This is a genomic window from Halobaculum litoreum, assembly GCF_030127125.1.
GTDB classification, from domain to species: domain Archaea; phylum Halobacteriota; class Halobacteria; order Halobacteriales; family Haloferacaceae; genus Halobaculum; species Halobaculum litoreum.
The window spans coordinates 959,252-979,707 of the sequence record NZ_CP126156.1; the positions used below are offsets into that span (position 1 = coordinate 959,252).

The 20,456-nt window shown below is 72.0% G+C and carries 24 protein-coding genes; 17 read left to right on the top strand and 7 right to left on the bottom strand.

Annotation, left to right across the window (positions count from 1 at the left end; all coding sequences use genetic code 11):
• Positions 1 to 4: 4 nt before the first annotated feature.
• From moaA to P0R35_RS05185, 16 genes are all read left to right on the top strand, one after another.
• Positions 5 to 988 (top strand): GTP 3',8-cyclase MoaA, encoded by a 984-nt coding sequence (gene moaA, locus P0R35_RS05110; protein WP_284014134.1) that lies wholly within the window; start codon positions 5 to 7, stop codon positions 986 to 988.
• A gap of 163 nt (positions 989 to 1,151) precedes the next feature.
• Entirely contained in the window at positions 1,152 to 1,445 is a 294-nt protein-coding gene (locus P0R35_RS05115; RefSeq protein ID WP_284014135.1) for a 50S ribosomal protein L21e, read from the top strand.
• A gap of 4 nt (positions 1,446 to 1,449) precedes the next feature.
• Positions 1,450 to 1,806 carry an RNA polymerase Rpb4 family protein gene (locus tag P0R35_RS05120; RefSeq protein WP_284014136.1) on the top strand — a complete coding sequence of 119 codons (357 nt, stop codon included), beginning with the start codon at positions 1,450 to 1,452 and terminating at the stop codon, positions 1,804 to 1,806.
• Between the two features lie 95 nt (positions 1,807 to 1,901).
• Complete coding sequence (locus P0R35_RS05125; protein WP_284014137.1) at positions 1,902 to 2,561, top strand: DUF655 domain-containing protein; 660 nt, start codon at positions 1,902 to 1,904, stop codon at positions 2,559 to 2,561.
• Between the two features lie 88 nt (positions 2,562 to 2,649).
• Positions 2,650 to 3,510 carry a 16S ribosomal RNA methyltransferase A gene (locus tag P0R35_RS05130; protein ID WP_284014138.1) on the top strand — a complete coding sequence of 287 codons (861 nt, stop codon included), beginning with the start codon at positions 2,650 to 2,652 and terminating at the stop codon, positions 3,508 to 3,510.
• The gene (locus P0R35_RS05135; RefSeq protein WP_284014139.1) at positions 3,507 to 4,721 is read left to right on the top strand and encodes a mechanosensitive ion channel family protein; all 1,215 of its coding nucleotides are present in this window, start codon (positions 3,507 to 3,509) and stop codon (positions 4,719 to 4,721) included. The genes P0R35_RS05130 and P0R35_RS05135 overlap by 4 nt, the downstream gene beginning before the upstream one ends.
• Positions 4,714 to 5,340 (top strand): HemK2/MTQ2 family protein methyltransferase, encoded by a 627-nt coding sequence (locus P0R35_RS05140; protein WP_284014140.1) that lies wholly within the window; start codon positions 4,714 to 4,716, stop codon positions 5,338 to 5,340. The genes P0R35_RS05135 and P0R35_RS05140 overlap by 8 nt, the downstream gene beginning before the upstream one ends.
• Positions 5,341 to 5,412: 72 nt before the next feature.
• A complete protein-coding gene (locus P0R35_RS05145; RefSeq protein ID WP_284014141.1) occupies positions 5,413 to 6,441 on the top strand; it encodes a 5-methyltetrahydropteroyltriglutamate--homocysteine methyltransferase in 1,029 nt (342 codons plus the stop codon).
• Entirely contained in the window at positions 6,438 to 7,520 is a 1,083-nt protein-coding gene (locus P0R35_RS05150; protein ID WP_284014142.1) for a methionine synthase, read from the top strand. Before P0R35_RS05145 ends, P0R35_RS05150 begins: the two co-directional genes overlap by 4 nt.
• Before the next feature lie 153 nt (positions 7,521 to 7,673).
• Positions 7,674 to 8,216 carry a BGTF surface domain-containing protein gene (locus P0R35_RS05155; protein ID WP_284014143.1) on the top strand — a complete coding sequence of 181 codons (543 nt, stop codon included), beginning with the start codon at positions 7,674 to 7,676 and terminating at the stop codon, positions 8,214 to 8,216.
• A gap of 49 nt (positions 8,217 to 8,265) precedes the next feature.
• On the top strand, positions 8,266 to 9,255 hold the full coding sequence (locus tag P0R35_RS05160; RefSeq protein WP_284014144.1) for a ribose 1,5-bisphosphate isomerase: 990 nt from the start codon (positions 8,266 to 8,268) through the stop codon (positions 9,253 to 9,255).
• Complete coding sequence (locus P0R35_RS05165) at positions 9,252 to 10,202, top strand: ATP-dependent ribose-1-phosphate kinase (RefSeq protein WP_284014145.1); 951 nt, start codon at positions 9,252 to 9,254, stop codon at positions 10,200 to 10,202. The genes P0R35_RS05160 and P0R35_RS05165 overlap by 4 nt, the downstream gene beginning before the upstream one ends.
• Before the next feature lie 95 nt (positions 10,203 to 10,297).
• Positions 10,298 to 11,842, top strand: coding sequence for an acyl-CoA carboxylase subunit beta (locus P0R35_RS05170; protein ID WP_284014569.1), 1,545 nt, complete (start codon positions 10,298 to 10,300; stop codon positions 11,840 to 11,842).
• 1 nt (position 11,843) lies between these two features.
• Positions 11,844 to 12,158, top strand: a complete 315-nt coding sequence (locus P0R35_RS05175) for a DUF8022 family protein (RefSeq protein ID WP_284014146.1) — start codon at positions 11,844 to 11,846, stop codon at positions 12,156 to 12,158.
• Positions 12,159 to 12,265: 107 nt separating this feature from the next.
• Positions 12,266 to 14,119 carry an acetyl-CoA carboxylase biotin carboxylase subunit gene (locus P0R35_RS05180; RefSeq protein ID WP_284014147.1) on the top strand — a complete coding sequence of 618 codons (1,854 nt, stop codon included), beginning with the start codon at positions 12,266 to 12,268 and terminating at the stop codon, positions 14,117 to 14,119.
• A 101-nt stretch (positions 14,120 to 14,220) separates the two neighbouring features.
• Entirely contained in the window at positions 14,221 to 14,592 is a 372-nt protein-coding gene (locus tag P0R35_RS05185; RefSeq protein WP_284014148.1) for a nuclear transport factor 2 family protein, read from the top strand.
• A 51-nt stretch (positions 14,593 to 14,643) separates the two neighbouring features.
• Here P0R35_RS05185 and P0R35_RS05190 read toward each other — a convergent pair whose 3' ends face one another.
• The 6 genes from P0R35_RS05190 to cofD form a co-directional block, all read right to left on the bottom strand.
• On the bottom strand, positions 14,644 to 15,747 hold the full coding sequence (locus tag P0R35_RS05190) for a DUF63 family protein (protein ID WP_284014149.1): 1,104 nt from the start codon (positions 15,745 to 15,747) through the stop codon (positions 14,644 to 14,646).
• A gap of 141 nt (positions 15,748 to 15,888) precedes the next feature.
• Positions 15,889 to 16,083 carry a 30S ribosomal protein S17e gene (locus P0R35_RS05195; RefSeq protein ID WP_284014150.1) on the bottom strand — a complete coding sequence of 65 codons (195 nt, stop codon included), beginning with the start codon at positions 16,081 to 16,083 and terminating at the stop codon, positions 15,889 to 15,891.
• Between the two features lie 61 nt (positions 16,084 to 16,144).
• The gene (locus P0R35_RS05200; protein ID WP_284014151.1) at positions 16,145 to 16,726 is read right to left on the bottom strand and encodes a DUF447 domain-containing protein; all 582 of its coding nucleotides are present in this window, start codon (positions 16,724 to 16,726) and stop codon (positions 16,145 to 16,147) included.
• A gap of 106 nt (positions 16,727 to 16,832) precedes the next feature.
• Positions 16,833 to 17,711 carry a triphosphoribosyl-dephospho-CoA synthase gene (locus tag P0R35_RS05205; protein WP_284014152.1) on the bottom strand — a complete coding sequence of 293 codons (879 nt, stop codon included), beginning with the start codon at positions 17,709 to 17,711 and terminating at the stop codon, positions 16,833 to 16,835.
• Positions 17,708 to 18,556, bottom strand: a complete 849-nt coding sequence (locus P0R35_RS05210) for a tRNA-dihydrouridine synthase (RefSeq protein ID WP_284014153.1) — start codon at positions 18,554 to 18,556, stop codon at positions 17,708 to 17,710. Before P0R35_RS05210 ends, P0R35_RS05205 begins: the two co-directional genes overlap by 4 nt.
• Positions 18,553 to 19,545 (bottom strand): 2-phospho-L-lactate transferase, encoded by a 993-nt coding sequence (cofD, locus tag P0R35_RS05215; RefSeq protein ID WP_284014154.1) that lies wholly within the window; start codon positions 19,543 to 19,545, stop codon positions 18,553 to 18,555. The genes P0R35_RS05210 and cofD overlap by 4 nt, the downstream gene beginning before the upstream one ends.
• Before the next feature lie 97 nt (positions 19,546 to 19,642).
• On the opposite strand from cofD, the gene P0R35_RS05220 reads away from it, so the two are divergent.
• Positions 19,643 to 20,143, top strand: a complete 501-nt coding sequence (locus tag P0R35_RS05220; protein ID WP_284014155.1) for a gamma carbonic anhydrase family protein — start codon at positions 19,643 to 19,645, stop codon at positions 20,141 to 20,143.
• Positions 20,144 to 20,150: 7 nt separating this feature from the next.
• Here the strand turns inward: P0R35_RS05220 and P0R35_RS05225 are convergent, their stop codons facing one another.
• Positions 20,151 to 20,417 (bottom strand): DUF6199 family natural product biosynthesis protein, encoded by a 267-nt coding sequence (locus P0R35_RS05225; protein WP_284014156.1) that lies wholly within the window; start codon positions 20,415 to 20,417, stop codon positions 20,151 to 20,153.
• Positions 20,418 to 20,456 lie beyond the last annotated feature (39 nt).

A 20,456-nucleotide genomic window follows, 5' to 3' on the forward strand; every position in this document is an offset into this window, starting at 1 on the left:
CATAATGCCGACACCGCTGGTCGACGACTTCGGGCGGGCGGTCACCGGGGTCCGCGTCTCGCTCACCGACCGGTGTAACTTCGACTGCGTCTACTGCCACAACGAGGGGCTCGGGGACACGCGCGGCCCGATGGACGCGCAGGACGACGAGATGTCCGCCGACGACGTCGTCCGGTTCCTGGAGGTCGCCGCCGAGTTCGGCGTCGACGCCGTGAAGTTCACCGGCGGCGAGCCGATGTTGCGCGACGACCTCGAGGAGATTGTCCGTCGGACCCCCGACTCGATGGAGACCTCGATGACGACGAACGGCACGTTCCTCCCGGGGCGCGCCGAGGCGCTCGTCGAGGCGGGGCTCGACCGCGTGAACGTCTCGCAGGACGCGCTCGACCCGGCGGCGTTCGCCGAGATCACGAAGTCGGGCGCCTACGAGAAGGTGATCGAGGGCGTGGAGGCCGCGCTCGACGCCGGCCTCGCGCCGGTGAAGCTCAACATGGTCGTGTTCGAGCACACCGCCGGCTACGTGGAGGGGATGGTCGACCACGTCGCCGAGAACGACGGGCTCCAGCTCCAGCTCATCGAGTACATGCCCGAGCTGACGGGGCGTCCCGAGTGGAACATCGACATCCAGCGGGTGCACGACTGGCTTGCGGACATCGCGGTCCGCGTCGAGCACCGCGAGATGCACGACCGCAGGCGGTACTACGTCGCGGGGGACGACGGCGGCGAGGGGATGGTCGAGATCGTCGACCCCGTCGAGAACGCCGGCTTCTGTGCGAACTGCGGGCGCGTCCGCGTCACCCACGAGGGGTACCTGAAGGGCTGTCTCAACCGCAACGACGACCTGAAGCCGATGGGCGAGATGACCGAACCCGAGATCCGCGAGGCGTTCCGAACGGTCGTCTCGAACCGGGTGCCGTACTACGGCGAGTACATGGTCCGGAACGACCGCGGCGAGTGGGAGGTCAACGAGGAGTACATCGGCGCCTGAACGGCGTCGACGTCGCCGGCCCCGTCGCGCGACACGTCCCGGCTCGTAGCGACGGGGCGGACCGCGACGGACGGCCCCGGGATCGACGGTGTGCGACACCGCCACACCGGAACCGCGGAACGCACCATTTATACGCCCGACAGGAGAACGCTCTCGCACGACTATGCCGAGTTCGAACGGACCCCTCAAGGGCACTCGTGGAAAGCTCTCGAACGACCCGCGCGACCGCGGGACCTCGCCGCCCCAGCGCGCGATCGCGGAGTTCGACGAGGGCCAGAAGGTCCACCTCAAGCTGGACCCCTCGGTCTCGGACGGCCGCTTCCACCCGCGCTTCAACGGCCACACCGGGACCGTCGTGGGCAAGCAGGGCGCCGCGTTCAAAGTCGAGATCGTCGACGGCTCCAAGGCCAAGACGATCATCGCCAAGCCCGCGCACCTGAAGGCCCAGACCGAGTGACGCGATGACGATCTTCAAGGAGAAACTGTCCGAGGAGTACCTCACCGTCTCGCAGGCGAAGGAGCTGCTGAGCGCGGTCGAGGCGGAGCGCGCGGCCGACGAGGACCGCGAGATGCGCTACGAACTGGCGCGGGCGGTCGACCACGTCAACCGCTTCGCGTTCCTCGGCCCCGACGAGTCGCTGGAGCTGGTCGAAGAGCTGCTGGAGCTGGAGAAGGTGGACGAACCGCAGGCGTACAAGATCGCCGACCTGCTGCCGCGCGACCGCACGGAGGTCCGCGCCGTGTACGCACAGGAGCGCTACGCGCTCGACGGCGACGAGCTCGACGCGATCCTCGACGTCGTCGCGAAGTACGCGTAACCGACCCCCGCTCCCCGACCGTCGACTCGGCGGCCGTCACCGTGACGCGGCGACGGCGACGACACTTTATCAACTCCGGCGACCTATCGGCCCGTATGAACGACGAGACCGACCCGGGATCAGCGGACGGGCCGTCGGACGCCGCGGTCGCCGAGGGGGCGAGCGCGGACGACGACCCCGAGTCGGACGCCGTCCACGCGTACGTCCTCGAGTACCTCCCGCACGGCCGCGCCGACGACGACCGTCCCCAGCACCGCCGCCCGGCGGTCGCCTACGGGCTCGGCGAGCGCGACTTCCGGCTGTTCGAGTTCGAGTTGACCGACGACGCCGAGTTCGGCATCGACGACCTCGTCCGGATCGAGCCGACCACCGCCGACGGGATCAAACGCGCGCGACGGGTGGGGTACGACGACCTCAACCGCGGCGCGCGCCAAGAACTGGAGTACGTCGTCGCGGACATCGTCGAGTCGAACGAGCGCCGGTTCGTCGACTTCTACAACGACGCCGAGCCGATCACCCTCCGCCTCCACCAGCTGAACCTCCTGCCGGGGATCGGCAAGAAACTGCGCAACAACGTCCTCGAGGCGCGCAAGCGCGGCCCGTTCGAGTCGTTCGCGGACGTGAGCGAGCGCGTCTCCGGCCTCCACGACCCGAAGGGGACGCTCGTCGAGCGCGTCATGGAGGAACTGCGCGACGACGACCTGAAGTACCGGATCTTCGTCGGCGTGGACGCGCCGACCGCGAACAAGACCTGAGGCCGACGCCGCCGTCCCGGCGGCGGCCCGTCGTCCGGCGCGTCCGGCTATGGACGGCTTTACACCCGTCGACCGCGAACGGCGGCCAATGACCGACGCCACCCCCGAGTTCCGCGACCCGGACGACCTCCGGCGCCGCGCGGGCGTGCGCGGCGACCCCGACCGCGACCAGCACTTCCTCGTCGACGACCGCGTACTCGACCGGCTGGCCGGCTACCTCCCCGCGGACGCCGACCGCTCGCACCTGCTGGAGATCGGCGGCGGGACGGGGGCGCTCACCGACCGACTGCTCGCGGCGGGCGACCGGGTCACGGTCGTCGAGCGCGACCGCGACCTCGCCGCGTTCCTGCGCGAGGAGTTCGCCGACGCGGTCGCCGCCGGCGCCCTCGACGTCGTCGCCGGCGACGCCCTCGACGTCGAGCTCCCCGACTTCTCCGCGTCCGTCTCGAACCTCCCGTACGGCGTCTCCTCGGAGGTGACGTTCCGGCTCCTCCCCCTCGGGAAGCCGCTCGTGTTGATGTTCCAGGCGGAGTTCGCCGACCGGATGGTGGCCGAGCCGGGGACCCCCGAGTACGGCCGGCTGTCCGTGTCGACCCAACACTACGCCGACGTCGAGATCGTCGAGCGCATCCCGCCGGAGGCGTTCGACCCGCAGCCGCGCGTCGACAGCGCGGTCGTCCGGTGTGTCCCCCGTGACCCCGACTACGAGGTCGACGACGAGGCGTTCTTCCTCCGGTTCGTGAAGGCGCTGTTCACTCAGCGACGCAAGACCGTGCGCAACGCGATCCGCAACACGGTCCACATCTCCGGCCTCGCCGACGGCGACGCGGTCGTCGCCGCCGCCGACGAAGCGCTCCTGTCGAAGCGGCCGGGCGACCTCCCGCCCGCCGAGTTCGCCGCGCTCGCGGAGTTGGCCGCCGAGACGACCGAGGTCGGCCCGGGACAGTGACACAGACCGACGGCGGCGCGTCCGAGCCGAGCCCGGTCATCGAGAGCCTCGCGGCGCTCGTCGACGCGATCCAGGCGGCGTTCCCCACGCCCGAATCGCGGGCCCTCGCGTCGCTGGTGGCGGTGATCGTCCTCGCGGCGGTCGTCGTGGCCGTCCGGCAGATCGGCCCGTGGCTCAAGGCCCGCACCGACGACAGCGACCTCCTGATCGAGTCGCTCCGGGCGGGGGTCGTCACGACGTCGATCGTGGCGTTCGGCCTGTTCCTCGTCGTCGTCTGGCGGGGCGTCGGGCTGGCCGTCGGGGTCCTCCCGACCGACACGGTCACCGGGCGAGCGGTCGTCCGGACGGTCCTGACGGTCGCCATCCTCGTGCTCGCGACGGCGACGACCCGGCTGACCAAGCGCGGGATCCGCGACTTCGGCCGGCGGAACGGGGCGCTCTCCGACCACCAGACGGAGATCACCCACCACGTCGTGCAGGTCGGCGTGTACGCGGTCGCGCTGTTGATCGTGTTCACCGTCTGGGGCGTCAACCCCGGCAACCTCCTCGTCGGCGCTGGGTTCGCGGGAATCGTGCTCGGCCTCGCGGCGAGGCAGACGCTGGGGGCCGTGCTCGCGGGCTTCGTCGTGCTGTTCTCCCGGCCGTTCGAGCTGGGCGACTGGGTGGTGATCGGCGACCAGGAGGGCGTCGTCACCGACATCACCATCGTCAACACCCAGATCCGGACGTTCGACGAGGAGTACGTGATGATCCCCAACGACGTCGTCACCGACACGGAGGTCGTGAACCGCTCGCGCAAGGGGCGGCTCCGGCTCAACCTCGACGTCGGCGTCGACTACGCCACCGACGTCGACGAGGCCGCCGCGATCGCCGAGGAGGCGATGCGCGGGCACGACCTGGTGCTCGACCAGCCGGACCCGCACGTGGTTCTCACGGGGTTCGGCGACTCCTCGGTCGGGCTCCGCCTGCGCTTCTTCATCGACAACCCCAGCGCCCGGAAGATGTGGAAGGCGCGCACGCGGGTCACGCTCGCGGTGAAGGAGGCGTTCGACGACGCGGGCATCAAGATCCCGTACCCGCAGCGCGAACTGTCCGGGCGCGCCGAGACGGGCGGGTTCCGCGTCGCCGGCGGCGAGGACCTCCCGGCCGCGCGCGGGTCGGCCGCGAACACGCAGACCGACGGCGGCGACCGCGGGGGCGACGGTGCCTGAGGACGCCCCGCGGTCCGACGGGACGCGCGACACGAGCACTCGCGACTCCCTCGCGGCCCGGCGGGGGCTCGACGCGCCCGTGTACGCTCCCGCGGAGGACTCCGGCCTCCTCGCGGAGGCGGCGGTCGAGCACGCCCGCGGGGCGACGCTGGAAGTCGGCACCGGCTCCGGCTGGGTGGCCGAGAGGGTGCGAACCGAGTCCGACGCGACGCGCGTGATCGGGAGCGACGTGAACCCCCACGCCGCCCGGCGGGCGCGCGACCGCGGCGTCGAGGCCGTCCGCGCGGACCTCCTGGGCCCGTTCCGCGACGGCGCCCTCGACACGGTGCTGTTCAATCCGCCGTACCTGCCGACGGACCCGGACAACGAGTGGGACGACTGGCAGGAGGCGGCGCTGTCGGGCGGCGAGTCCGGCCGGGACCTCATCGAGCCGTTCCTCGACGACCTCCCGCGCGCGCTCGCGCCCGACGGCGTGGCGCTGCTGCTCGTCTCCTCGCTGACCGGCTTCGCCGACGTCGTCGAGTACGCCGTCGACGCCGGCTTCCGGGCGGAGACGGTCGCCGAGGAGTCGTACCCGTTCGAGACGCTCTCGATCCTCGCGCTCCGACACCGGGAGTGAGGCCGAAGAATTACCGTGAGACATTAACCCGAACGACAAGTATTATGCGTCGGCATTTCGTAGCCGTGAGCGATGACCGACGTAGTCGCGACCACTCCGGGACTGTATCCGCTCCCGGACTGGGCGAAGGGGGAACTCTCCGACCTGAAGGGGCACCAGAAACACGACCTCATCGACGGCGCCGAGGGGGCGGCCGTCACCGACGTGTACGACGACGTCCGCGCCGAGGTCGTCGCCGACCAACGCGAGGCCGGCCTGGGCCGGATCGTCGAGGGGCAGGGCCGGTGGGACGATATGCTGGCGCACCCGCTGACCGTCCACGACAGCGTCGAGACGGGCGGCATCGTCCGCTACTACGACAACAACAACTTCTACCGCGACCCCCGGGTCGTCGACGACCTCGCCGCGTCGGGTGACGTCGCGGCGGAACTGACCGCGGCGACGGCCCACCTCGGGGACGACGACGCGCTGCAGGCCGTCCTCCCGGGCCCGTACACGCTCGCCGACCTCGCGACCGACGAACACTACGGCGACGAGGCGGCGTTCCTCGACGCCGTGGGCGAGTTCCTCGCGGGCGAGGTGGAGGCGTTCCCCGCCCACGAGACGCTGTTCCTCCTCGAGCCGTCGTTCGTGACGAACGCGCCCGACGACGACCTGAACGAGCTCGCGAGCGAGACGATCGACCGCGTGGCGGGCGCGACCGACGCCGACGTCGTCGTCCAGACGTACTGGGCGGCGTTCGAGGAGAAGGCGTACGCACACCTGATGGACGCCGACGTCGACGCCGTCGGCTTCGACTTCGTCGCGGCCGACCGCGAGGCGAACCTGGAGTGCGTCAACGAGCTCGGCACGAAAGACGACATCGCGCTCGGCTTGGTCGACGGCCAGAACACGCTCGTCGAGCAGCCCGAGACGGTCGCCGAGCGCGTCGACTGGGTCGACGACCAGATCCCCGCCCAGGAGTTCGACACCACCTACGTGACCCCCAACACCGAGACGTTCTACCTGCCCGTGAACAAACACAAGGCGAAGCTGTCGGTGCTCGCGGAGGCCGCCGGGATCGCGAACGCCGACGTCGCGGAGACGGAGGTGGAGGCGTGAGCCGCAACCCCGGGAACCGCGAGCAGTTCCGCCCCGAAGGGCACGAGACGGACCACTTCCTGCTGACGACCGTGGTCGGCTCGTACCCCAAGCCGAAGTGGCTCAACCGCGCCCGCGACCGCTTCGAGGACGACGACCACCAGTTCGGCGACGCGGAGTGGGCCGAGGCGACCGACGACGCCTGTCGCGTGATCACCCACGAGCACGAGCGCGCCGGCCTCGACACGGTCGTCGACGGCGAGATGCGCCGCGAGGAGATGGTGGAGTTCTTCGCGGAACGCATCGACGGCTACGAGTTCAACGGCCCCGTGAAGGTGTGGGGCCACAACTACTTCGACAAGCCGTCGGTCGTCGAGGACGTCGCGTACGACGAGCCGTGGCTCGTCGACGAGTTCGCGTTCGTCGACGACGTGGCGACGCGCCCGGTGAAGGTGCCGATCACGGGGCCGTACACGCTCGCCAACTGGGCGTTCAACGAGTCGTACCCGGACGACGAGGCGCTGGCGTACGACCTCGCCGACCTGGTGAACGAGGAGATCGAGAAGCTCGTCGAGGCGGGCGCCCGCTACATCCAGATCGACGAGCCGGCGCTGGCGACGACGCCGGACGACCACGCCATCGTCGGCGAGTGTCTCGAACGCATCGTCGCGGACATCCCCGACGAGGTCCGTATCGGCCTCCACGTCTGTTACGGGGACTACTCGCGCGTCTACCCCGAGATCAACGACTACCCGATCGACGAGTTCGACGTGGAGCTGTGCAACGACGACTACGAGCAGATCGAGACGTTCGCCGACGGCGAGTTCGCGCCCGACCTCGCGCTCGGCGTCGTCGACGCCCACGTCGCCGAGGTGGAGTCCGTCGAGGAGATCAAGGCCAACATCGAGCAGGGCCTGAAGGTCGTCCCCCCGGAGAAGCTCACCGTCAGCCCCGACTGCGGGCTGAAACTGCTCCCGCGCGAGGCGGCGTACGGGAAGATGGAGAACCTCGTGCAGGCGGCCCGCGAGGTCGAACAGGAACTGGACGCCGGCACCATCGACGTGCCCGCCGTCGGCGACGTCGCGCCGGCGGACGACTGACGCGGGGCGCGCGGCCGCTCCGGTGGAGACCCGCCCCGAGGGCCGGCCACGTCGGGCGCCTCTCCGTGTGCGGACGGTTCGCACGGTGACGAAAGCTCGCGTTTGAGCCTTCGTCGTGTTTAGTTGACACCGGTCCGACCCTTCGAGTGTCACATGCGACCGACGGAAACGACGACACTGGTCCTCGTGGCAGTCCTCGCGGTATCGGCCGTCGGCGTCGCGGGCGTCGCCGCCGCCCAAGGCGCCACCGAGGTGACCACGGTGAACGGGACGGTCCGTGTCCACGCGGCGGAGGACGCGACGATCGAGGGGACGACCGACCTCGACCCCGGGACGAACGTGACGGTGCGACTCAGGTCGACGGGTGAGACACAGCCGAGCTTCATCGCCACCGAGGAGGCGACCGTTCGCGAGGACGGCACGTTCGCGATCGGGCACGACTTCTCCCAGCACGCTCCCGGCGACACGTTCTCCGTGACCGTCCTGTACGACGACGCGACCGTCGCCGAGGTCGAGGGGCGGGTCGTCGCCGCGGACGCGGCGGTGACGCCGACGGAGACGACGAGTCCGACGCCGTACATCCACACGACCACGATCGACCGCCGGACCGACACGCTCGTCCCCGGGTTCGGCGCCGCGACGGCGGTCGCGGCCGCGTGTGTCGCACTCGTCGCCGTCGTCCGACGGATCGACTGACGCCGGGACACCCGACAACTGATAACCCACCGCCGCGAACGTCGGCGCCATGACCGACGGACCCCCGCTCGCCGAGGCGGTCGAGGCGACGGCCGACGACATCGCGACGATGGAGATCCGCGGCGCCGCCACCATCGCCCGCGCGGCCGCCGAGGCCGTCGCCGAACAGGCGGCCGAGACGGACGCGGACACCCCCGCCGCCTTCGAGCGGACGATGCGACACGCCGGCCGACGGCTGTACGGCACCCGCCCGACGGCCGTCTCGCTGCCCAACGCCCTCCGCTACACTCTCGGACGCATGGCGGGCGACGACGTGGAGACGCTCCGGAGTTCGCTGCTGGCGGCGACGACCGCCTTCACCGACCGCCTCGACCGCGCCCAGCGCGACCTCGGGCGCGTCGGCGCGAACCGCATCCGCGACGGCGACACGGTGATGACCCACTGCCACTCCACGGACGCGCTCGCGTGCGTCGAGGCGGCCGTCGGGCAGGGAAAGGAGGTGTCGGCGATCGTCAAGGAGACGCGCCCGCGCAACCAGGGGCACATCACCGCCACCGAACTCCGCGAGATGGGCGTCGACGTGACCCTGGTCGTCGACTCGGCCGCGCGCCGCTACCTCGACGACGTCGACCACGTGCTCGTCGGCGCCGACTCCATCGCCGCCGACGGCGGCGTCGTCAACAAGATCGGTACCTCGGGGCTCGCCGTCAACGCCCGCGAGCGCGGCGTCCCGATCATGGTCGCCGCCCAGACGATCAAACTCCACCCCGACACGCTCACCGGCCACACCGTCGAGATCGAGATGCGCGACGAGTCGGAGGTGATCGCCGACGACGCCCGCGCGGACATCGGCGACATCGCCGTCGAGAACCCCGCCTTCGACGTGACGCCGCCGCGGTACGTCGACGCCATCGTCACCGAGTCGGGGCAGTTCCCGCCCGAGAGCATCGTCACGCTCATGCGCGAGCTGTTCGGCGAGAGCGCCGACCGCCCGTGGGAGGAGCCGGACGGCACGACGGGGTCCGCCTCGTCCGCATGAGCCGCGACCGTTCGGGCGACCGCGCCCTCGCCGGCGCCGGCCGCCGCGACCGGCCGCGCGTGCTGTGTGCGGGCCACGTCAACTGGGACGTGACGCTCATCGTCGACCGCCTGCCCGCGCCCGACGGCGAGGTGCGCATCGAGCGTCGCCACCAGGCGGGCGGCGGGAGCGCCGCCAACGTCGCGGCCGTGCTCGCGGGGCTCGACTGCGACGCGGCGCTGTTCGGCTCCGTCGGCGACGACGAGTCCGGACTGCTCGCGGGCCGCGAACTGACGGACGCGGGGGTCCGGACCCACCTCGTCGACACCGACGGCGAGACGGCCGTCAAGTACCTGATCGTCGACGCCGACGGCGAGGTGATGGTGCTGTCGAACGAGGGGGCCAACGAGGCGTTCACGGCCGCCGACCTCCCCCGCGGGGCGCTCACGGCCGCGACGGACCTGTTGCACCTGACGAACCAGCCGCCGGCGGTCGCGGCCGCGCTCGCCGAGCGCGCCCGGGAGAACGGCGCGCTCGTGAGCTTCGCGCCCGGCCGGCAGTTCGCCGAGCGGGACTTCTCGGCGACGCTCCCGCTGGCGGACCTGGTGTTCTGCAACCGCCGGGAGGCGGCGGCGCTGCTCGACGAGGACGAACACGGCGACACGGCGTACGGCGCGCTCCGCGACGACGCCACGCTCGTCGTCACCCACGGCGCCGAGGGGTCGGAGGTGCACGACCGCGCGAGCGGCCGCACGGACACCCACGACGGCTTCGACGCGGACGTGGTCGACACGACCGGCGCCGGCGACGCGTTCGCGGCGGGCTTCCTCGCGGCGACGCTGGACGGCGGCGACCGCGACCGGGCGCTGGCGGTCGCGAACGCCTGCGGGGCGCTCGCGGCCGGCGAGGTGGGCGCGCGCGTCGAACTGACGTGGGAGCGGATCGACGCGTTCCTGACCGGGACCTGACCGGTCGGTCGCCTGTTACGGAACCCCTAAGGGGCGCGTGGTCGCACCTGCCCCCAACGAATGTCCGCTTCGACCCGAGGTGAGCAGCCGTGACGATGGAGGACCGCATCGACGAGCTCCGCGAGAAGCGTGCGGAGGCCGAGAAGGGGGGCGGCGAGGACCGGATCGAGCGCCAACACGAGAAGGGGAAGCTGACCGCGCGCGAGCGCATCGACTACTTCCTCGACGACGGCACGTTCCACGAGTTCGACCAGTTCCGCACCCACGACACCCACACCTTCGGGATGGAGGGCAAGCGGATCATGGGCGACGGCGTCGTCACCGGCTACGGCGAGGTGAACGGCCGGAAGACGTTCGTGTTCGCCCACGACTTCACCGTGTTCGGCGGGTCGCTCGGCGAGGTGTTCGCCGAGAAGGTGTGTAAGGTGATGGACAAGGCGATGGACGTCGGCGCGCCCGTCGTCGGCCTCAACGACTCCGCGGGCGCCCGCATCCAGGAGGGCGTCGGCTCGCTCGCCGGCTACGCGGAGATATTCCGGCGCAACACCGAGGCGTCGGGCGTCATCCCGCAGCTGTCGGGGATCATGGGCCCGTGCGCCGGCGGCGCGGTGTACTCCCCCGCCATCACGGACTTCGTGTTCATGGTGAAGGAGTCGAGCCACATGTTCATCACCGGGCCCGAGGTGATCAAGACGGTCACCGGGGAGGAGGTGAGCTTCGAGGAACTCGGCGGCGCCCAGACGCACGCCAGCACCTCCGGCGTCGCCCACTTCGCGGAGGACTCCGAGGAGGAGGCGCTCGACCACATGCGCCGCCTGCTGTCGTACCTCCCGCAGAACAACGTCGAGGACCCGCCGCGCGTCGAGCCGTGGGACGACCCCGAGCGCCGCGACGAGGAGCTCAACTCGATCGTCCCCGACGAGCCGCGCAAGCCGTACGACATCACGAACGTCGTCGACCGCGTCGTCGACGAGGGGTCGTTCTTCGAGACCCACGCCGACTTCGCGAAGAACATCGTCACCGGCTTCGCCCGCCTCGACGGCCGCTCGGTCGGCGTCGTCGCGAACCAGCCGCGGGTCAACGCCGGCACGCTCGACATCGAGTCCAGCGAGAAGGGCGCGCGCTTCGTCCGGTTCTGTGACGCGTTCAACGTCCCCATCCTCACGTTCGTCGACGTCCCCGGGTTCATGCCCGGCACCGACCAGGAGCACGGCGGCATCATCCGTCACGGCGCGAAGCTGCTGTACGCGTACTCGGAGGCGACCGTCCCCCTCCTGACCGTCATCACGCGCAAGGCGTACGGCGGCGCGTACGACGTCATGGCCTCCAAGCACATCGGCGGCGACGTGAACTACGCGTGGCCGACCGCCGAGATCGCGGTGATGGGGCCGCAGGGCGCGGTGAACATCCTCTACGACGACGAACTCGCCGACGCCGACGACCCCGAACAGAAGCGTCAGGAGCTGATCGACGAGTACCGCGAGGAGTTCGCCAACCCCTACACGGCCGCCGACAAGGGGTTCCTCGACGACGTGCTCGAGCCGCCGGAGACGCGGCCGCGGCTCATCGACGACCTGGAGATGCTCTCGTCGAAGCGCGACTCGCTCCCGGACAAGAAACACGGCAACATCCCGATCTGAGATGGCGACCGACGACCCCGACGCGGCCGACGAGCCGGACGCCCTCGCGCCGTCGCGGCTCGCCGACCGCCTGACGCTCCCGGACGACGCCGACGCGGAGGAGGCGGCCGCCATCGTCGCCGCCGTCGGCGCGCAGATCCGTGACAGCGAGGCCGCGGCCGCGGCGGCCGCGGCGGCCGAGGGCGAGGAGACGTGGGACGGCAAGCGGTGGGCGTTCGCCGGCCGACTCGACGCGCTCGGCGGCCGCCCCGCCCGCGTGCCGACGGGGGCGCCGACCGACGCGTGGGCCGCGAGCGGGCGAGCCGACCGCTTCTGACGGGACGGGTGGGGACCCCCGCGGGCGACTTCCCTCTCGCGGGTCGCGTCGTGACCGGTCCCGAACCGACGGTTTGAGTAGACGCCCTGCGGAAGCACCTCGCAAGAATGACCGAAACCCAGGGGTTCGACAAGGTGCTCGTCGCCAACCGCGGGGAGATCGCGGTGCGCGTGATGCGCGCGTGCGAGGAACTCGACATCGAGACGGTCGCGGTGTACTCCGAGGCCGACAAACACGGCGGGCACGTCCGCTACGCCGACGAGGCGTACAACGTCGGCCCGGCCCGCGCGGCCGACTCCTACCTCGACCAGGACGCGATCGTCGAGGCGGCCCGGAAGGCCGGCGCCGACGCGATCCACCCCGGGTACGGGTTCCTCGCGGAGAACGCCGACTTCGCCGCGAAGGTCGCCGACGCCGAGGGGATCACGTGGGTCGGCCCGACCAGCGAGGCGATGGAGTCGCTGGGCGAGAAGACGAAGGCCCGCAAGATCATGGACGGCGCGGACGTCCCCATCGTACCGGGGACGACCGACCCCGTCACCGAGGTCGAGGAGGTCACCGACTTCGGCGACGAGTACGGCTACCCCGTCGCGATCAAGGCGGAGGGCGGCGGCGGCGGCCGCGGGATGAAGGTCGTCGAGTCGGCCGACGAGGCGGCCGACCTGCTCCGGTCCGCCAAGCGCGAGGGGGAGGCGTACTTCTCGAATGACTCGGTGTACCTCGAGCGCTACCTCGAGAACCCGCGCCACATCGAGGTGCAGATCGTCGCCGACCAGCACGGCAACGTCCGCCACCTCGGCGAGCGCGACTGCTCGCTCCAGCGCCGCCACCAGAAGGTGATCGAGGAGGGGCCATCGCCCGCGCTGTCGGACGAGTTGCGCGAGCAGATCGGCGAGGCGGCGCGTCGCGGCGTCCGCGCGGCCGACTACACGAACGCGGGGACCGTCGAGTTCCTCGTCGAGGAGGACCTCGAGCGCGAGGACGGCGAGCTGCTCGGGCCGGACACGAACTTCTACTTCCTCGAAGTCAACACCCGGATCCAGGTGGAGCACACCGTCACCGAGGAGCTGACGGGCATCGACATCGTGAAAGCGCAGCTGCGCGTCGCGATGGGCGAGGAGATCGGGTTCGCCCAAGAGGACGTCGAACTGGAGGGGCACGCGATGGAGTTCCGCATCAACGCGGAGAACGCGGCCGACGACTTCGCGCCCGCCAACAAAGGGAGCCTCGAGACGTACGACCCGCCGGGCGGCATCGGCGTCCGCCTCGACGACGCGCTCCGGCAGGGCGACGACATCGTCACCGACTACGACTCGATGATCGCGAAGCTGATCGTCCACGGGTCGGACCGCACCGAGTGTCTCGCCCGCTCGCGGCGCGCGCTCGCCGAGTACGACATCGAGGGCGTCGTCACCATCGTCCCGTTCCACCGCCTGATGCTCACCGACGAGCGCTTCGTCGGCGGCACGCACACGACGAAGTACCTCGACGAGGAGGCCGACCGCTCGACGTTCGCGGAGGCCCAGGAGAAGTGGGGCACCGGCGACGCCGCCGCCGACGACGGCGAGGAGTCGACCGAGCGGGAGTTCACCGTCGAGGTGAACGGCAAGCGCTTCGAGGTGAGCCTCGAGGAGCGCGGCGCGCCCGCCATCCCGACGCCGAACGGCGCCGGCGGCGGCTCCGGGCGGATGGAGCGCCCCGGCGTCGCCGCGGACGACGGCGACGACGAGGTCGTCGTCGAGGGGGACGGCGAGACGGTCGAGGCGGAGATGCAGGGCACCATCCTCTCGGTGAACGTCGCCGAGGGCGACGAGGTCGCCGCCGGCGACGTCGTCTGCGTGCTGGAGGCGATGAAGATGGAGAACGACGTCGTCGCCGACATGGGCGGCGTCGTTTCGCAGGTGCTCGTCGGCGAGGGCGACTCCGTCGACATGGGCGACGTGCTGGTCGTCCTGGAGTAAGTCGCCGCGTCGCGACCCCCGTCGGTCGCCGTGCACCGAAGCTGCAACATCCCGGACGATACCGATACGTCCGTTTCTGTCGTCTCTCCGATCGGTTATCCATGGCGACTCACAGCCCCACAGCCGACACCGAATCGGTCCTCACCCACCACCTCGACGCGTTCATGGACCAGGACATGGAGGAGATGCTGGCCGACTACACGGAGGACTCGGTCGTCGTCACGAGCACGAAGGGGACGTTCCGCGGCCTCGACGAGATCGAGACGCTGTTCGAGCAGTTCTTCGCGGAGTTCTCCCAGTCGCCGGTCGAGTTCGCGATGGACGAACAGCAGGTCGAGGGCGAGGTCGCGTACATCCGCTGGCACGCCGAGACGCCCGAACGGGTGTACGAGTTCGCGACCGACACGTTCGTGATCCGCGACGGGATCATCGAGACACAGACGTTCGCCGCGGAGACGACCCCGAAGAACTGACCGACCGCGTTTCGACCCGCCGCGTCCCGACTCCCGTCGGGGCCGCGGGCGTCAGATGCCGAACGTCGCGCGCAGCATGTCGCGCGTCCCCGGGCCCATCCCGACCGCCGTCACCGCGATGAGCAACAGCACCGCGTAGCGCGGCGACTCCTCGAACAGTTCCTCCTCGAAGATGGCGAGCACGAACACCGCCGCGACCAGTTTGACGACGAGGAACGGCCACGCCGCGCCCGCGGTGTCGACGATGAACTGGTTGACCGGGTGTTTGGGGACGAGGTTCGGGCCGGCGCCGAGCGCGACCATGTAGTCGAGGCCGACGACGTTCGCGACGCCGTCGAGCGCGTGCGCGCCGATGACGACGGCGCCGGCGGCGCCGGTGCCCGAGTGGACCCACGGGATCGCCGCCTTCGTCGCGTACCACGTCGCCGCGGTGGTGACCGCGGTACCCAGCAGGATGACACCGATCACCTGCGCGTAGAAGGTGACGACGGTGTCCGGCGCGAGCGCGAGCGCGACGAGGAACCCCACGGTGACGACGTTGAGCGCGACCCCGATCCACAGGATCGGCCGTTCGGTCGACGCGAGCGCGCCGTTTCGGTGGAGCGAGACGACGGCGACGACGGCCGCGAGGGTGATCGCGAAGACGGTGAAGTAGATGATCGGGCTGATGAGCAGCGTGTTCAGCGGGTAGCCGAACAGCGACGCCTCCATCGCGTTGTCGGCGTCCTCGACGACGCGCAGCGCGCCCCCGAAGAAGAAGTACGGGACGAGCGCGAGGAAGAAGTCGGTCGTCCGCGCGATGTCCAGCCGCTGCAACAGGAGCACGACGCCCGACAGCGCCACCAACAGCGTGACGACGTAGCCCGCCTCCGAGACGAGCGTGTAGCCGGGGTACGCGACCGGCTCCGCGGCCGCGGCACACTCGGCCGACGAGTAGAGGTACTCGACGCTGCTGCCGGGGCGGATCGCACACACCGCCGAGTTGGCGTCGGCCTGCACGGGGCCCCAGAAGTAGTGCCACAGGAAGCCGTCGTACACGGCCTCGGGGAACGCCAGCGCGCCCGCCGCGAGCGCGAGGGCCGCCGCCGCGACGGCCCCGAGGTACGCGCGCTCGGGAGAGGTGCCGAGCCGGTCCGCGAGCGAGGAGGTCGACATACCGGCACGCGGCGGCGCTCGTCGTTCAAGGTGTCGGTTCCGTGTGTGAGCGACACCGTCGGGGGGCGACGCGGCGGCGCGGCGGCGCGCGACGACGCCGTCGCTGGCGGGGCGGCTGTCGCGAGAACGTCGAATACCCGATTACGCCGCGGCCGCGCTGGACGCCTTCTTGCGCGTGATGTAGCCCGCGATGCGGTTGCGCACGCCCTTCGACTCGACGTTGGTCAGCCTCGCGACGTTCTCCTTGTTCGTCTCGAAGTCCGTGTTGAACGACTGCGGGTACTTCTCCAGCAGGAGCGTCGCCAGCTGCTTGACGTACTTCGGTTTGATCGCCATGTGCAATGGTACACGAAACGCGAACTAAAAGCGTTCGTTCCGGGCCGAACGGCGCGGCGTGCTACCCCTGCGGGCTGCCGTCGCCGTCGTCGCCGTCCTCCCGCCACCCGCTCGCCGCGCTCAGGGTCGCGAACGCCTCGCGCTCGGCGGGCCCGCCGCACCGCTCGACGACGGCCTCGAAGTAGCGGAGCCGCTCCAGCAGCGTCGCGGTGTCGTACGCCGGCACGTCCAGCCGCGAGGCGGCCACCGTCGCGTCGACGACCGCGCCGAACGCGCGGTTGATCGTCCGCACGCCCGTCCGCTCGACGGCCGCGTCGACGACGTGCAGGTGCCAGTCCACCCACTGCGTCCCGCCGCGCTCGCCGGCGTCGACGCGCTCGGCGTCGACCTCGGCCCACGCGTCCGCGGAGTCGAGCACGGGCGTCTCCTCCTCGCGAACCGTCGCGGCCGCGTCGACGAAGTCGCGCGGGTCGGTGACGAACTGGACGACGCCGCCGCCGCGCTCGCGGAAGTTGCGCCACGTGCGCGTCCGCCCCCACGTCCGGGCGCGGACCGGCGCGTCCGGGGCCCGCCCGTCGTGCGTGGGCGGGTGGAGGCCGAGCGCGGCGACGTTCCACAGGTCGTTCGGCCCGAGGGTCGCCACGACGGACTCGGTGACGCCCGCGAGCGAGACGGGCCAGTCGCCGTCCGCCGAGCCGGGGTCCGCCGCTCCGTCGTCCGCCCGTCCGCCGCCCCCCGCCCGTCGTCGCTCACACCGTCACCCCGCGTTCGAGCGCGACGAACAGCGCCGCCGCGGTCAGGTCGGCGGTCGTGCCGGGGTTGATCCCGCGGTCGACCAGCTCACCGGCCCACGACTCCGCCTCCGCGAGCGAGTCGACCGCCGCCGCGCGCTCGCGGACCTCCCGGGCGACCGCGGGGCCGTGCTGGGTGCGGACGAGCGTGTCGTCGGCCTCGGCCAGCAGGTCGAGGAACGCGCGGGCCGCCCGGTCGGCGACCGGCCCCTCGTCCGCCGCGACGGCCTCGGCCGCGCGGAACACGCGCGGGAACCCCTCGACCCAATCGCGGGCGTTCGCGTCGCCGGGCGTCCCCGCGTCGTCGACGGGCGCCGCCGACTCGGCCAGCACGTCGAACAGGGTGTGGCCGCGCTCGCGCAGCGCCGGCACCGCGTCGGCGCCGCGGCGCACGTCGAGGGCGTCCAGCCCCGGCGGCGGGTCCGCCACCGCGACGCCGACGTGCTCGAACGCCCGGTAGAAGCCGGCGGCGTCGTCGACCGTCGTCGCTTCACACACGGACCGAACCCCCTCGGGGGAGAGGTCGTCCGCGGCGGCCGCCCGGACGAGCGGCACGAGCAGGAGGAGACAGCCGAACTGCGTGTTCCCGCCCGACTGCTCGCTCATCCCGGCGACGGCCGCCTCGAACGCCTCGCCGACGGGGGCGCCCGCGGCGGCCCGGTCGAGCCCCGGTCGGGCGCCGACCGCGCCGGCGAGGAACTGCTCGAAGCGCAGGTCCGCGAGGTCGCGGCGGCGGTCGACGTTGCCCGGCTTCGGCGTCCCCGCGACCTCCACCAGCAGCGCGAGTTCGGCGTTCGCCGCGGGGCCGCGCCGCGGCGGGTCGACGCCCTCGCTCATCGGGGCGCCCCCGGCGACGGCCCGCGGCCGCGTGCCGAACGCACGGTCGCCGGGGACGCCGCGGTCCACTCGTCGACCGCCTCGCGGACGCGGCCGAGCACGCGCGGGTCGTCGCTCGGCCGCCCCACGCTCACCGCGTCGGCGCCGGCCGCGAGGTACTCCCGCGCCGTCGCGCGGTCGCGGACGCCGTTGTTCGCGATCACCACGAGGTCGGGGGCGGCGGCCTTCACGAGCGCGACCACGCCCTCGCTGTCCATCGCGTCGACGTGGACCGCGTCCGCGCCCGCGTCCGCCACGGCCCGCGCGGTCGCCGGGAGGTCGACCCCGTCGACCTCGGCGCGCACCTTCACGCTCACCTCGGCGCCCGCGTCGGCGGCGGCCGCGACGTACTCGCACAGCCGCTCGGTGTCGCCCAACAGCGTCTCGCCACAGCCCGCCTCGCACAGCTCCGACTGGCGGCAGTGGGCGTTCACCTCCACCACGGCGTCGTGGGCCGCACACGCCTCCGCCGCGCCCCGCACGGCGTCGACCGACGTGGCGCGGACGTTGACGCCGACCCGGAGGTCGGCGTCCGCGAGCGCGGCCACCTGCCCGTCGACCCACGCGATCGGGTCCGGCGGGAGGAACTCCGAGCGGTTGCGATCGGCGACGCTCGCCCGGGCGGCCTCGCGGGCGGCCCCGTCCACCGCGATGCCGCCGAGGAACGCGAGGCCGGCGTACGCGGCCCCCGCCCGGGCCCACGCCGCGTCCGCGACGCCCGAGAGGCTCGCGAGCGCGAGCGGCGTGTCGACGCCGAGGTCGGCGACGGTCGCCGCCCCGGTCGCGCGGCCCCCGCCGCCGCTCACCGCGCCACCTCCAGCGCCTCCCGGCACGCCCGCGCGACGCGGGCCGCGTCGGCCGTGTCGCCGATCCGGGTGTCCGTGCGGACGACCGGTCGGTCGAGCGCGGTGCCGTCGTCGTCGTCGAGCACGAACGCGTCGGCGAACGGGTACGCGTCGGCGACGCCCGCGGTGCTCGGCTCCCGACCCGTCCCGCGCATCAGGTCGGCGGCCGGGCCCGAGAACACCCGGTCCTCCACGAACGGCGAGACGGCGACGACGGTGGTCTCCGCGAGCGCCTCGCGGACCCCGTCGAGCGCGAGCATCGGCCCGATGCTCGTCACCGGGTTCGAGGGGCCGACCACCACGTCGTCGCGCAGGGCCTCGCGGACGGCGTCGGTCGGCGCCGCCGCGTCGGCGCCGCGGAACTCGACGTCCTCGACCGCCGGGGCGCCGCGTTCGGCGACCCAGTACTCCTGGAAGTGCAGCGGGCCGTCCTCGGTGTGGACGATCGTCGCCACCGGGTCGTCGCTCATCGGCACCACGTCGACGTCGAGGCCGAACGCCTCGGCGAGCGTGCGCGTCACCTCGGTGAGCGTGTGTCCCTCGTCGAGCAGGGAGGTGCGCGTGAGGTGGACCGCGCGGTCGCGGTCGCCGATCTCCATGAACTCCGCGACGCCCGAGAAGCGCCGCCAGCGGGCGATGTCGCGCCCCGCCGTCTGCGCCTCGTCGTCCAGGTACCGGGGGCCGCCCTCCAGCCCGGCGGCGTCGGCGAGTCGCGACAGTTCCGCGTGCGTCTCGGTCGTGTCGTCGGCGATCCCCCACCACCGCTCGGTGTCGAGGACGCCGCCGCCGTGGAACAGGACGGTGTCGACGTCCGGGCAGACGAGGTGGCCGCCGAGTTCGACGTCGTCGCCGGTGTTGCCGACGACCGTCGTCGACTCCGGGGCGAACACGCCCGCGGCACCGTCCAGCAGCTTCGGCGTGCCGGTGCCGCCGGCGAGGAACGTGACCATACCGCCGCTTGCATCCCGGCGGACTTGTACGCTGTCGTTGCGCCGGTCGGCTGTCGGCGTCCACAGGTTCAAGCCCCGCAGCCCCGCACCCGCACCCGTGATCAGATCCTTCGACGGGACGGCCCCGGACGTCCACGACGACGCGTACGTCGACGAGGCGGCGGTCGTCGTCGGCGACGTCGGACTGGCGGCGGGCGCGAGCGTGTGGCCGAACGCGACGCTGCGCGGCGACCACGGGCGCATCGAGGTCGGCCGCGACAGCAACGTGCAGGACGGCGCGGTGCTCCACGAGGACGCCGTGCTCGAACCGGAGGTGACCGTCGGCCACAACGCCATCGTCCACGCGGCCACGGTCGCCGAGGGCGCGCTCGTCGGGATGAACGCGGTCGTGCTCGACGACGCCCGCGTCGGCGAGGAGGCGGTCGTCGCCGCGGGCGCGGTCGTCACCGAGGGGACGCAGGTGCCGCCGCGGACGCTCGTCGCGGGCGTCCCCGCGGAGCCGAAAACGGAACTGGAGGACCCGCCCACGCGCGCGGCGGCCGCCCACTACACGGCACTCGCGGAGCGGTACGAGGAGACGAGCGAACGCGTCGAGTGACCGCCGCCTACTCGTCGTCCGCGGGGTCGGTGCGCGCCCGCTTCTCGGCGCGGCTGTCGCGCCGGTCGACGAGGAACTCCAGCAGGGCGCCGGCGGCGACGAGCAGCGACACCCACCGCGTGAGCGACACGTACCACTCGCTGGGCTCCAGGTCCTCCGGGTTGTCGTAGCCGGCGAGGAGGAGTCGGTTCGCGTAGGCGATGGTTCGTTCCGGGAACGCGGCCCCGGCGAGACCGAACACCACCGTCGTCAGGGTCGATTTCGTTCGACGCACGCGTCGACGTAGGGGGGCGACCGGTGAAAACCTCCCGGC